This window comes from Kitasatospora sp. NPDC049258 (genome assembly GCF_040678895.1).
In the GTDB taxonomy this organism is placed as follows: domain Bacteria; phylum Actinomycetota; class Actinomycetes; order Streptomycetales; family Streptomycetaceae; genus Kitasatospora.
Window position 1 is genome coordinate 1 of record NZ_JBFAQT010000070.1, and the last position, 12,022, is coordinate 12,022.

Annotated in this window: 13 protein-coding genes; 9 read left to right on the plus strand and 4 right to left on the minus strand. The window is 73.6% G+C overall.

The genetic code is table 11. The features are described from left to right. The 9 genes from AB0K43_RS30670 to AB0K43_RS30710 all read left to right on the plus strand — a co-directional run. On the plus strand, window positions 1–867 hold an 867-nt coding region (locus AB0K43_RS30670; protein WP_363645555.1), incomplete at its 5' end, for a type II secretion system F family protein. Further along, a complete protein-coding gene (locus AB0K43_RS30675; protein WP_363645557.1) occupies window positions 864–1,754 on the plus strand; it encodes a hypothetical protein in 891 nt (296 codons plus the stop codon). The genes AB0K43_RS30670 and AB0K43_RS30675, both read left to right, overlap by 4 nt. Window positions 1,755–1,796: 42 nt before the next feature. Then, on the plus strand, window positions 1,797–2,033 hold the full coding sequence (locus AB0K43_RS30680) for a hypothetical protein (protein ID WP_363645559.1): 237 nt from the start codon (window positions 1,797–1,799) through the stop codon (window positions 2,031–2,033). A gap of 5 nt (window positions 2,034–2,038) precedes the next feature. Next, window positions 2,039–2,467 carry a TadE/TadG family type IV pilus assembly protein gene (locus tag AB0K43_RS30685; protein ID WP_363645561.1) on the plus strand — a complete coding sequence of 143 codons (429 nt, stop codon included), beginning with the start codon at window positions 2,039–2,041 and terminating at the stop codon, window positions 2,465–2,467. After that, window positions 2,464–2,925: a TadE/TadG family type IV pilus assembly protein gene (locus tag AB0K43_RS30690; RefSeq protein ID WP_363645563.1), complete on the plus strand. Its 462-nt coding sequence runs from the start codon at window positions 2,464–2,466 to the stop codon at window positions 2,923–2,925. Before AB0K43_RS30685 ends, AB0K43_RS30690 begins: the two co-directional genes overlap by 4 nt. Further along, window positions 2,925–3,362, plus strand: a complete 438-nt coding sequence (locus AB0K43_RS30695; protein ID WP_363645565.1) for a pilus assembly protein TadG-related protein — start codon at window positions 2,925–2,927, stop codon at window positions 3,360–3,362. The genes AB0K43_RS30690 and AB0K43_RS30695 overlap by 1 nt, the downstream gene beginning before the upstream one ends. A 5-nt stretch (window positions 3,363–3,367) precedes the next feature. Continuing rightward, complete coding sequence (locus tag AB0K43_RS30700; protein WP_363645567.1) at window positions 3,368–7,144, plus strand: LysM peptidoglycan-binding domain-containing protein; 3,777 nt, start codon at window positions 3,368–3,370, stop codon at window positions 7,142–7,144. Between the two features lie 657 nt (window positions 7,145–7,801). Continuing rightward, complete coding sequence (locus AB0K43_RS30705) at window positions 7,802–8,920, plus strand: ParB/RepB/Spo0J family partition protein (RefSeq protein WP_363645569.1); 1,119 nt, start codon at window positions 7,802–7,804, stop codon at window positions 8,918–8,920. An 18-nt stretch (window positions 8,921–8,938) separates the two neighbouring features. Beyond that, entirely contained in the window at window positions 8,939–9,841 is a 903-nt protein-coding gene (locus AB0K43_RS30710) for a ParA family protein (RefSeq protein ID WP_363645571.1), read from the plus strand. Window positions 9,842–10,051: 210 nt separating this feature from the next. Here AB0K43_RS30710 and AB0K43_RS30715 read toward each other — a convergent pair whose 3' ends face one another. From AB0K43_RS30715 to AB0K43_RS30730, 4 genes are all read right to left on the minus strand, one after another. Further along, the gene (locus tag AB0K43_RS30715; RefSeq protein ID WP_363645573.1) at window positions 10,052–10,807 is read right to left on the minus strand and encodes a hypothetical protein; all 756 of its coding nucleotides are present in this window, start codon (window positions 10,805–10,807) and stop codon (window positions 10,052–10,054) included. A 43-nt stretch (window positions 10,808–10,850) separates the two neighbouring features. Further along, window positions 10,851–11,183 carry a hypothetical protein gene (locus AB0K43_RS30720; protein ID WP_363645575.1) on the minus strand — a complete coding sequence of 111 codons (333 nt, stop codon included), beginning with the start codon at window positions 11,181–11,183 and terminating at the stop codon, window positions 10,851–10,853. A gap of 133 nt (window positions 11,184–11,316) precedes the next feature. Beyond that, window positions 11,317–11,562: a hypothetical protein gene (locus tag AB0K43_RS30725; RefSeq protein ID WP_363645577.1), complete on the minus strand. Its 246-nt coding sequence runs from the start codon at window positions 11,560–11,562 to the stop codon at window positions 11,317–11,319. Between the two features lie 146 nt (window positions 11,563–11,708). After that, window positions 11,709–11,948 (minus strand): hypothetical protein, encoded by a 240-nt coding sequence (locus tag AB0K43_RS30730; protein WP_363645579.1) that lies wholly within the window; start codon window positions 11,946–11,948, stop codon window positions 11,709–11,711. Window positions 11,949–12,022 lie beyond the last annotated feature (74 nt).

Consider the following 12,022-nt stretch of genomic DNA (forward strand, 5'->3'; position numbering starts at 1 on the left):
GGCGTCCGCGGCACCGACGCGCCGCCCCGCCCCGCCGCCCGCCCCGCGCGAGTCAGCCCGCCCAAAGCCCGGCGCCGACAGCGCCTGCAAGTCGTGGCCGGTGTGGGCGCGTTCGTCCTCACCTGGCTGCTGACCGGCTGGCTGCCCTCCGCCCTGGTGATCTCCTCCGCGGTGTGGTTCCTGCCCTGGCTGCTCGCCCCGAACAAGGCCGCCGCCGAGCAGATCGAGCGCCTGGACGCCCTCGCCCAGTGGACCAAGCGCCTGGGCGACCTGGTGCGCGTCGGTACCGGCATCGAGGAGGCGATCAGCGCCTCGCTGCGCACCACCCCGGCGCCGATCGCCCGCGAGGTCGCCGACCTCGCGGCCCGGCTGCAGGCACGGTGGGACGCCAAGGATGCGCTGAAGGCCTTCGCCCGGGAACTCGGCGACCCGCGGGCCGACCTGGTGGCGGCCGCGCTCGCGCTGCGCATCCGCGACCGCGGCCCGGGCCTCGCGCAGGTCCTGTCCGATCTCGGCACCCGCACCGCCGACGTCGTACGACGTCGCCAGGACGTCGAGGCCGACCGCGCCAAGTCCCGCACCACCGCCCGCTGGATCTCCTGCATCACCGCCCTGGTGATCACCGGATTCTCGTTCAACCGCTCCTACGTCGCCCCCTACAACACCCTGCCCGGAATGGTCGTGATGCTGGCCCTGCTCGCCGCCGTCGCCGGCCTGTTCACCTGGATGCACCGCCTGGGCACCACCCGGCAGCTGCCCGGCTTCCTCGAGGACACCCCGGCCTCCGCGGGCGCCGGACCGCGCCCCGCCGCATCACCGGCGGGCACCATCCCGGCGGGCCCGGCCGCGAAGGCGGGTGCCCGGTGACCCCGTACGCGATCCTGGCCGGCGCCGTCGTCGGCATCGGACTGGCCCTGCTGCTGCGCGAGATCATCCCCGCCCCGCCGGATCTGGGCGGCGCCCTGGAACGCGTCGAGGGCCGCACCCCGGCCGCACGGCACGACCACGAGAGGGAGAGCACCGCACCGCGGTGGGAACGCGCCGCCGCCGCGGCCGCCGACCGGTTCGCCGCCCAACTGCGCCTGCCGCTGCGCAACCTCGACCTGGTCGGGCAGACACCGGCAGCGTTCCTCACCACGAAGGCCGCCCTCGCGCTCGGCGGCCTGCTCCTGCCCTCGCTGCTGACCGGCATCCTCATCCTGGGCGGCTGGAGCATCAGCTTCGCCCTCCCGGCCGCCACCGGCCCCGTCGTCGCAGCGGGCGGCTGGATCCTGCCGGACCTCGCCCTGCGCGACAAGGCCAAACGCGCCCGCGAGGAGGCCACCGCCGCCCTCGCCGCCTACATGGAACTCGCCGCCATGGAACGCGCCTCCGACGCCGGCGCCCAAGACTCCCTGGAACGCCCCTCGGAGATCGCCGACGGCTGGGTCTTCCGCCGGATACAGCAGGCCCTGCTGCGCGCCCGCCTGGACCGCGAACCCCCATGGGAAGGCCTGCGCACCCTCGGCCGCGACCTCGGCATCCCCGCCGCCGAGGACATCGCCGACATCGTCAGCATGTCCGGCCGCGACGGCGCAGCGATCTACGAGACGCTGCGGGCCCGCGCGGAGAGCGTCAGCAACGAGCTCGCCGCCGCCGAGCAGGCCCGCGCGAACGCCGCCACCGAGGGCATGGCCGTGCCCGTCACCCTGCTCTCGATGGTCCTGCTCGTGTTCTTCGCGTTCCCCGTGACGTTCCGAATCCTGCTCATGTAGCCCGCCCCACCGGCCTGTTCCCACTGCGAAAGGACCACCACCATGTCCAGCATCAACGACACCGCGCTGCGCTTCGCGGTCGGCGTCCGCCAGCTGACCTCCCGCGCCTCGCGGCACCTGCACACCCGCGTCGAGGCGCTGCGCGGCGAGCCGGATCGCGGCGACATCAACATCCCGACGGTCATCTGGATCGTCGGGTCCGTCGTCTTCGCGGTCGCCGCGCTCGCCGTTTTCAACGCGCTCGCCGACAAGCACCTGTCGGACATGAAGGGCCTCTGACACTCATGGCCGTCCGCGTCGCCGTCCGTGCGCACGCCGACCGGGTCCGTCGGCGAGCGCTGCGGCGGGGGTCCGACACCGGCGACGCCAGCCTGCAAATGATCATCTGCTTCCCGGCCGCTCTCATGCTGCTGCTGATGCTCGTCGACACCTGCAACGTCTACCTCGCCCACCAGGCCGCGCAGACCGCCGCCCGCGAAGGCGTCGCCGGTGCCCGCGGGTACGGCGCCGGCCCCGAGGAAGGCGTCGGCCGCGCCCAGTCGGTGCTGGGCCGGTTCGACGGCACCATCACCCACACCGAGGTCAGCACCGGCGGCTCCACCGCACAGCAGGTCCGCATCACCGTCCGCGGCCGGGCCGCGTCCGTGCTCGGCCTCACCATCACCGTCACCGAGAGCGCCAGCGGTCCCGTCGAGAGGTGGACCACCCCGTGACCGAGCGCCGCCCCCGCCCCCTGCTCCGCGCCGCAGGCCGTGCACCGTCCGACCGCGGCAGCGCCGCCGTCGAGTTCACCATCTGGGTCCCGGCGGCCATCATCCTGATCGCCCTCGCGATGACCGGAGGGCGGATCATCATGGCCGGCAACGCCGTCGACGCCGCGGCCGCCGACGCCGCCCGGGAAGCCTCCCTCGCCCGCACCGCCGACGAGGCCGGCGAGCGGGCCCGGGCCGCCGCCACGCAGACCTTCGCCGACCAGCGCCTGCACTGCGCGAAGGTCGACGTCCAGGTCGACACCTCCGGCTTCTCCGCGCCGCTCGGCCAGTACGGCGCCGTGACCGCGACCGTGACCTGCGACCTCACGCTGTCCGACCTCGGGCTGCCCGTCGACGGCGACAAGCGGATGACCGGCACGTTCACCTCCGTCATCGACCGCTGGAGGTCCCGCCCCTGATGACCACTCCCCCACCCACCCACGCCAGGGACCAGGGCAGCATCACCCTGTGGTGGGTCACCGTGCTGGCCGGCGCCCTCCTCATGATCGGCCTCGTGGTCGACCTGGGAGGCAAGCTCCGCGCCGTCGAAGCAGCGGACGCCCTCGCCGCCGAAGCCGCCCGCGCCGGCGCCCAGGCCGTCGACCCGACCAAGGCCATCCCCGGCACCGCGATCGCCCTCGACCCGGCCCGAGCCGCGGCCGCCGCCGACGACTACCTCGCCCGCGCGCACGCCACCGGCACCGCCACACCCAGCGCCGACGGCCTGAGCATCACCGTCACCGTCACCACCGACCACCCCACCCTGTTCCTCCAGGTCATCGGCGTCACCTCGCTCAGCGCCGAAGGCCACGCCAGCGCCGAACTCCTGCACGGCGTCACCGCACCGGAAGGCTGACAGACATGACCGCCCCCTCCCGGACCGCCGGCCGGCGCCTGGCCGCCGCGCTGCGCGCCGCCTGCGCCCTCGCGGTCCTGCTGGCGCTCCTCGCCGGCCTGCCCGCGCTGCTGTGGCTGTTCACCACCACCCTGCTGCCCCACGGCATCGGCGGCGCCGAGCTGACGGGTCTGTTCACGCAGCGGCAGAACGTCTCCACCCCCCTGCTCGCCTGCCTGACCGCGGCCGGCTGGGCCGGCTGGGCCGGCTTCGCGCTGTGCGTCCTGCTGGAGATCCCCTCCCAGCTCTCCGGCCGGCCGGGCGTGCGGCTGCCCGCCCTCGGCGCGCCCCAGCGCCTCGCCGCGTTCCTGATCGGCGCCATCCTGCTCGCCCTGCCGGCCACCAGCGCTCTGGCCGCCCCGGCACCCGCGCACGCCGCGACCGCCCGGCCCCTGATCACCAGCAGCGCCCCGATCACCGTCGACCACACCGCCACCGCCGCCGCGGTCACCGGGACCCCGTCCGAGACGGCCGGCACCGATCAGCACGTCCGGTACACGGTGAAGGACCGCGACAGCCTGTGGAGCATCGCCCAGCAGCACCTCGGCGACGGCACCCGCTGGAAGGACATCGCCCACCTCAACGCAGGCCGCACGATGGGCGACGGGACCGAGTTCGACGCCGACTCCGTACAGGCCGGCTGGACCCTCCTGCTGCCCGACGACGCCCACGGTCCCGACCTGACCCTGCAACAGCCCGGCCGGAACGCCGCCCCCGCTCCCCCGGCCACCACGACCGCCGCCGAGACGACCGGCACGACCACACTCGGCGGCGGAACGGCTGCCGCCGGACCGGATGCCACCTGGCCCACCCACACCGTCCGCTCCCCGACCGAGACACCGTGGGACCTGGCCGTCAGCGCCCTGGGCGACGGCCAGCGCTGGCCGGACATCGCCGCGCTCAACCCCGACATCCCGCAGATCTCCGCCGACCACCCGCTGCCCCAAGGCGCCGTCGTCAAGCTACCCGCCCCCGCACCGGCCCCACCCCCGAAGGCAACCGCCACCCCCGAAAGCAGCCCCGCCCCCGAGCCGGCCACCCGGTCGACACACGTCACCGTCCAGGAAGGCGACAGCCTCTGGTCCATCGCAGGCACTGCGTACGGCGACCCCACCCAGTGGCCAGCCATCTTCGACGCCAACCAGGGCGAAGCGCAGCCCGGCGGCCGGCGCTTCACCAACCCCGATGTGATCTACCCCGGCCAGGAACTCGACGTGCCAGCAGCCGCCGAAGCCCGGACCCCGGCGGCCGTCGACGGCGGGCCTGCGGCCCCGGCCGAGGACCAGGCTCCCGCGCAACCCGACACGGTTCCCGATCAGGCACCCGTGACGGGCGGCCAGCCTCAGGGCGACAGGCAGGCCACCGCCGCACCGCAGACGTCCACACCGGCATCGCCGGCGGCCGCCACGCCGTCGCCGGACAGCTCCCCCGCGTTCTCCTCGCCCAGCGTCCCTTCCCAGAGCTCCGGGCCGTCGGCGACGTCCGCCTCCGAGCAGCTGCAGGCCGGCCAGGAGCACGCGCTCGCCCCCGCCGAGATCTGGCTCGGAGCCGGCGCCCTGGCCGCCGCTCTCATCGGCACGGTCGCGCTCCGGCGGCGCCTGCAGCAGCGCCGGCTGCGGCCCGGACGGCACATCCCACTGCCCACCGGCCGCGCGGCCGCCACCGAACAGTCCCTGCGTGCCTCTCAGCGGCCCGCCGGCTTCGACCTGCTGGACCAGGCCCTGCGCACCCTCGCGCTGAACCTCACCGCCGCCGGACGGGAGCTGCCCGTCGTGGAGGCCGTCGCCCTGAGCGAGACCCGCGTCGAACTCCACCTCGGCCAAGCCGCCGCCGTCGGCCAGCCGGCACCGATGAAGCCGTTCACGGCCTCGGCCGGACGCGACCAGGTGTGGACCTGCTCCGCCAGCAGCCCGGACCTTCGAAGCGGGGACGACCTGCGAGGCGCGGACGCCCCCTACCCGGCGCTCGTCTCCATCGGCTGGGACACCGACAACAGGCTCGTCCTGGTCGACCTGGAACACGTCGGCGTGCTGCACCTGGCGGGCGACGCCACCCAGACCCGGCAGGTTCTGCAGGCCCTCGCCGTCGAACTCGCCACCACCCCGATCCCCTCGCACCTGGAGATCACCGCGCTGGGCACCACCAGCACCGGCCTCGAGACAGCCGCCCCCGAACGGGTCGTCCGCATCACCGACCTGGCCCAGGCCGTGGACGGCCTTGTCGCCCACACCACCGACCAGCGCCGTGCGCTGACCGCGATCGGCGCCGACTCCCCCAGGACCGCCCGGCTCGGCGACACCGCCTGCGACTCCTGGACCCCGCACATCCTCCTGGCCCAGGACCTGCCCGCCGGCCCGGACACCGATCGGCTCGTCAGCGCCCTGACCCACCGGCCCCGCACCGCCGCGGCCGTCATCACCACCACCAGCACGGTGGCCTCCGACGGCTGGACCCTGAACTGCCACGGCCCCGGCGAAGCCGTCATCCTTCCCGGCTCGGGCCTGCCGGTCCATCTCCAAGGCCTGACCGACGAGCACTTCAGCGACGCCCTCGACATCCTCACCCTTGCCTCCAGCACCGTCGATGCTCCGGTGCCCGGCTGGATCCTCGAGCCCGAGCCCGACGAGCCCACGACCGAGCCCGAGACGGCACCCGGCCGCCTCGACGACGGTCTGCCCGCCGAGTACGCAGACCTCGAGCAGGACATCCTGGACGACACAGCGGCAGCGACCGACGGCCCCGATACCGCATCGCCGGCCGGTCCACCGCCCTCGCTCACCAAGGACCCCGAGGCCGGGCACGCGGAAGCCGGCGGCCCCTCGCTCGCCGACCTCCTGGCCGAACCGGACGAGCCGGCCACCACCACCGAAGCCCATGCGATCCTGCCCACCCCGACGCTGCCACCCGTGGCAACCGCCGCCGTGGCGGCACCGGCGCAGCCGCGCACCGCACCACTTGCCGAACCCTGCACGCCCCCGGCCGCCGCCGACGGGCCGACCGTCCTGCTGCTCGGACCCATCGCCGTCGAAGGCGCCACCGGCCGGATCGACTCCAACCGCCGCCGCAGCGCCACCGAGCTGATCACCTACCTCGCCCTCAACCCCGGCGGCGACCACCACGCCGTCGACGCCGCCCTGTGGCCCGGACAGATCGTCAGCAAGCAGGTCCGCAACGCCGTCATCAGCCGCGCCCGATCCTGGCTCGGCACCGACCCCAACGGCAACGCCTACATGCCACGCATCCAGGACACCGGCGACAACCGCTACCGCCTCGCCCGCACCGTCACCTGCGACTGGACCACCTTCCAGCAGCACACCCGCACCGGCCTCGCAGACCCCGGCGAGGACGGCGACCTCGCCCTGCGCCGCGCACTCGCACTGGTCCGCGGCCGGCCGTTCACCGGAATCGACCCCGGCCGCTACTCCTGGGCCGAGTACGCGATCCAGGGCATGGTCTCCGAGATCACCCGAGCCGCACACGAGCTGTCCACCCGCCGCCTCGACGCCGGCGACACCACCGGATCCCTCTGGGCCGCCCGCCAGGGCCTCCTCGCCGGCGAGGAGAACGAGGTACTGCACCGCTGCCTGTTCCGCGCCCACCACGCGGCCGGCGACATCGACGCGCTCCGCTCCAGCGCAGCTGTCCTCGCCAGGATCAACCACAAACTCGGCGACATCGACATGGAAGCGGAAACCGCAGCCCTACTCCAGGAACTGCTGCCCCGGCCGGTGTCCGTCCGCTGAAGCGGCACTTCCCTTACTGCAGAGCGGGACACCCCGGGACGCGGTCCGATGTATCGACCCCGATCGTGGTTGTGCGCGGCCGCACCCGCATCAGTTCTCGGCGGCCTGCTCGGCCTCCCAGCGGTCGGCGAGCTCCTGCTTCCAGCCCTTGGGTGGCGACCACGGCACGCCCCAGGCCGCGAGCTGCACGCGGGTCTAGCCGCGGGCGGGAGTGCGGACGGCTTCGATCTCGCCGGGTGAGGGAGTCATGGCCTGATGATGCCCTGGCGCGACCGTCCGTGGGCCGGGGTGCGACCGACTCACCCCAGTCCACGGGTCTTCCGGCTTCTACCTGGCGGATAGGGCCGCGGACCTCTCCAAGGCGCACTGGGCGAGCCGGATGAACGGAACAAACTTCCCAGCCATGTCCTGCGGGAGCTGGTCGCAACGGCTCGCCGGGCTGGGCGCCAGTCGCACAAGCTGCCGGGTGGGTCATCGCCACCTCCCCGGCCGCCAGCCCTCGCCACATGGGGCGGCTGGCTGCTTTACCCCGTAAAGGCCGGCGAGCGAGGCGCGGGCGCGAGGGCATCTTTACTCCGTAAAGCCACCACCTTCCCAGCCTGCGCCGTGCCCAGCGGTAGTCTCCAGTCCGTACACTCCCCCGACCCCGGAGACGCCGTGTCTACCCCTGGCCTGCAGAACAACTTGTCCCTCGCCGAACGCCGACGTCTGCGTCAGCAGCAGCAGGAAGCCGCAGGCCCGAAGGTGACCGCAGAACTCGGGGAGCTGGCGCCGAACCCGGCGAACCCACGCAACGACCTGACGAAGCTGGACGAGCTGGCTGACAGCTTCCGGCGCAGCGGTGTCGCGCAGGCCCTGACGGTGATCCCCGGTACCACGTTCGTGGCCGCCTTCCCGGAGTATGCCGCCACGGTCGCCCCGACCTTGTTCGTGGTGGTCAACGGGAACCGTCGCCTGGCGGCCGCGCCGATCGCCGGGCTGACCCAGGTGCCGATCACCATCAACACCACCGCGACGACCCGCACCGACATCCTGGTCCTTGCCTTGGCGGAGAACATCCAGCGCGAAGACTTGGCGCCGCTGGAGGAGCTCGAGACGATCGAGACCTTGAAGGGCCTGCTCGACACCTACGCGGCGGTGGCCACGGCGCTCGGCAAGAGCGAGGGCTGGGTCTCGCAGCGCCGCCGCCTTGGCAACCTCGCCCCGGAGCTCCAGGACGAGCTCCGGGCCGGGAAGCTGAAGATCGAGGACGCGCGAGAGCTCGGCAAGACCAAGGACCACGCCGCGCAGCGCGCGGCCCGGGCCGCACAGCTCACCGAAGCCGCTGAGAAGAAGAAGGCGGGCGAGAAGCCGAAGGGGCGGGCGGCCGCCAAGAAGAAGGCGGCCACGGTCCCGCATCAGGGCGGGCAGCAGCAACCGTCGGAGAGTTCGACTGCCCGTAGGACGGCGTGCCAGGAAGCTCTCACCGGGGAGCCCGCGGACGACACGGCAGTGGTCCTCGCAGCGCTCCAGGTGGCGGTGGATCCCGGGAGCGCTCAGGCGCTCGCGGCCGAGTGGCTCGCCGCCGTGGGCGCGGGCGACACCTTCCATGCGGTGGTCGGCGAGGAGCCGCGCCAGGCCGCGCTGGCCCTGGCCCTGGCACGGTGCGAACTGGCGAGCACGTTGGTCGAGGGCGTCCCGGTGCGGGAGTATGTCGGCTGGCTGGTCGCGCACGTCGGCTACGAGGCGACCGCGGATGAGCAGAAACTGCTGGGCGACCCCGCTTTTACGCCGTAAAGACCGGAGACCGGAACGATGAGCACCGACAATCTTGACGCCGAAGAGGGCGGCAACACCCTCCCCGAACTGCCGGCCAACGTCGGCCACGAGACCCGCATCATCGTGGCTGTCAACGAGTCGGGCGGATCGGTGAAGACCACCACGGTGGCCGCGCTCGCAGCCATCGCCGCCGAGGAGGGCCTGGACGTCCTGGCCATCGAGGCCGACAGCCAACGCGACCTGGCCCACCTGCTCGGCTGCGACGACCCGGACGCAAACGAGGACATCGCCACGCTCTTCGACGTCGTCGACGGCATCGCCACCCTCGACGAAGCGATCATCCCCGCCCGCCAGGGCGAGGGCGGCCTGGTCATCCCGAACTTGTGGTTCGTCCCCGGCTCCCGCCGCCTGAAGGAACTCGACGACAAGCTGTCTGGGGCCATGCTCCGCGAGCTTTGGCTCCAGCGCATCGTCCAGGGCGCACTCGGCCGCTTCCACGTCATCTTCATCGACTGCCCTGGCGACCTCAAGCTCACCACGAAGGGCGCCCTCCTCGCGTCGAAGGACGTGGAGGTGATGGCCTGCGTGAAGTCCCAGGAGAAGGAAGCTCGCGCCCTGACCGAGCTGGAAGCCACTCTCACCGAGATGAACGCGGCGTTCGCCGCCCTCGGCGTACAGCTCGGCATCGACTGGATCGTGATAGGAGAATCTGTCTCCGACAAGAGCCAGGGCAAGGCGTACACCGATGCCGAGGAGCAGCTGCGCGAGGCCTACGGCGAGCTGGTCCTGACCCCGTCCGTCCGGCGCAGCATCAAGGTGCCGGAGGCGTACTCGGCGCAGACGCCCGTCCCGCTCTACGCACCCCGGAGCGAGCCCTCGCTGCAGTACCGGGAGATCGCCGCCGGGATGGGGCTGACGAAGGCCAGCTTTACTCCGTAAAGACCGGCAAGCGCGACGTCGGCCCAGAAACGCGAGAAGGCCCGCCCCCGGGAACGGGGGCGGGCCTTATCCGTGCCTACAGCGAACCGTTGGCCCAGGGTCGACGGCCCCGTCCTCGCCGCCTCGCTCGCCTCCCTCACCCAGGGCGCCGTCCGCGCCCGATCGGCTGGTGCGGGCCAGGGCGTTGTCGGGTCGTCGGGCGCAGCGGTGTTAGAAGGGCGGCTCCTCGGAGTAGGCGGTCACGAAGTGAGCGTCGCGGGCTTCGGGGTCCTGGTCGTCCTCGTCGTCCAGGTCGCTGTGGTCGTCCGGCTCCTGGTCGCCGTACTGGTCCTCGTCGCGGTAGTGCTCGTCTTCGTCGTCGTCGGTCTCCGGGTCGAGGGTGCCGGCCTCGGCGGGGCGGTCGAGGAGGGCTACGAGTTCGGCGAGGGTGTGGATCTCGATCGGGTGCTCGCCGTCGGCGACCAAGTGGTAGGTGCGGGCTCCGGCGCCGTAGCGGTCGCTGGGGGCGGGGACGCACAGCAGGTGGGCGTCGGGGGTGAGCTGGCAGGTGGCGGTGCCGTCGGGCTGACCCTCCCAGTTGGCGGCCTGGGTGAGGCTGCCGGAGCCGTGGTCGAGGGCGTGGGCGCGGGTGGCGGCGCGGTGTGCGGCGTCGGCGGCGGCTTCCGTCGTGAGCCGGGCCGGCGAGGGGATCGCGGCCGGGGTGATGGTTGCGTTGGCGGTGTAGCCGTAGGCGGGCAGGCCGAGGCGGCCGCGCAGGGGGCGGCGGAGCAGGGTGGTGGCCTGGTCGGCGAGGCAGAGGGCGAGGGCTGCGGCGGCCGCGGTGAGGGTGAGGCGGGTCTCGATGGGGCGGCCGTGCAGGGCGCGGTAGGTGGCGAGGCCGGCGGCGGCTCCGGCGACGACGGTGGCGGTGCTGTCGGTGGTGTCCAGGGCGGTGGCGAGCAGTCGGGTGCGGGCGGTGGCGGTCATCTCGGGGTGTCCTTCCGGTGGCGGTGTGCGGGGTGCGGGGCGGTCAGATCCAGGCGCCGGTGGGGTCGTCGCTCACCGGCTCCGGCCCGGCCGCGGCCGGGGTGGGGGCCGGCTGGTTGAGGAGGGCCAGGAGGAGGTCGGCGACTTGGAGGACGCCGATGCGGATCCACGGCTGGGGGCAGCAGTCGTACAGGCCGTCGACGCCGGGGTGGATCGGGGCGCGGCCCCGGTGGTCCTGGTCGCAGGTCGGGGCGATGGCGGGCAGGTCGTCCAGGCGGGCCAGGCGCCAGGTGCCGGGCAGCGGCCGGTCGGCGTGCCGCTCGATCTCGCGCTGGGCGGCGGCACGCAGCGCGGGCAGGTCGGGAGAGAGGGTCATGAACGGTGGCTCCGTGCATCTGGTGCGGGCTCGGCCGGGTGGCCGCGCCGCGCACCACGACGCCCGCCGCCCCGGCCTGGCTGGCCGGAGGGACGGGCGTGGTGGTGGGCAGCGTCAGCGCCCGGGACGGCGGTCAGTCCAACCCGGCGCGCAGCTCGTCGGCACGGGCCTGGGCAAGGCGGGCGGCCTCGGGGTTGGCGGCGGCGCCTCGGGCGGCGGCTTCGGTGAGAGTGCGGATGAGGGCCTGGCGGCCGGCCTGGTCCAGGGGCGGCATGGGTCGGCCGTCGCGCCTGGCGGCCCATCGGGCGGCGAGGGGTTCGAGGTCGGAGAGGTTCGCGCGGTACTGCGGCTCGGCCGGGGTGGTCTCGTTGGTCTCCATCGGGTGCCTTCCGGTCAGGGGAGTGCGAGCGATCTCGCATGGGGTAGTCCGGCCGGGTGGCCGCGCCGCGCACCACGACGCCCGCCGCCCCGGCCTGGCTGGCCGGAGGGACGGGCGTGGTGGTGGGCAGCGTCAATGCCCGGACGTCAGTGGAGGGCGCTCCAGAGGATCAGCAGGAGCACGGCGGCTGCGATGAGGACGGCCTTCGGCGAGATGCTGGTGGTGGACTCCAGGCGCCGTATCTCGGCGTAGATGGCGTCGCACTCGGCCTGGATTCCGGCGTGGGCGTGGCTGCCGGGGGTGAGGCCGGACAGGATCGCGGAGCGGGCGTGCAGCTTCTCGTAGAGGGCGGCGATCTGTGCGTCGCGGGATACGGCCAGGGCCATCGTGGGGTGCCTTCCGGTCGGCGTTGCTCGGCGGGTTGGGGGTGCGGGCCGGGGCCGGTGCGCTGAGCACCGGC

What these genes read in the sequence shown, in the direction of transcription:
- AB0K43_RS30680 (WP_363645559.1), top strand. Translation starts at nt 1,797, where the DNA reads ATGTCCAGCATCAACGACACCGCGCTGCGCTTCGCGGTCGGCGTCCGC.
- AB0K43_RS30685 (WP_363645561.1), top strand. Translation starts at nt 2,039, where the DNA reads ATGGCCGTCCGCGTCGCCGTCCGTGCGCACGCCGACCGGGTCCGTCGG.
- AB0K43_RS30695 (WP_363645565.1), top strand. Translation starts at nt 2,925, where the DNA reads ATGACCACTCCCCCACCCACCCACGCCAGGGACCAGGGCAGCATCACC.
- AB0K43_RS30700 (WP_363645567.1), top strand. Translation starts at nt 3,368, where the DNA reads ATGACCGCCCCCTCCCGGACCGCCGGCCGGCGCCTGGCCGCCGCGCTG.
- AB0K43_RS30710 (WP_363645571.1), top strand. Translation starts at nt 8,939, where the DNA reads ATGAGCACCGACAATCTTGACGCCGAAGAGGGCGGCAACACCCTCCCC.
- AB0K43_RS30715 (WP_363645573.1), bottom strand. Translation starts at nt 10,807, where the DNA reads ATGACCGCCACCGCCCGCACCCGACTGCTCGCCACCGCCCTGGACACC.
- AB0K43_RS30720 (WP_363645575.1), bottom strand. Translation starts at nt 11,183, where the DNA reads ATGACCCTCTCTCCCGACCTGCCCGCGCTGCGTGCCGCCGCCCAGCGC.
- AB0K43_RS30725 (WP_363645577.1), bottom strand. Translation starts at nt 11,562, where the DNA reads ATGGAGACCAACGAGACCACCCCGGCCGAGCCGCAGTACCGCGCGAAC.
- AB0K43_RS30730 (WP_363645579.1), bottom strand. Translation starts at nt 11,948, where the DNA reads ATGGCCCTGGCCGTATCCCGCGACGCACAGATCGCCGCCCTCTACGAG.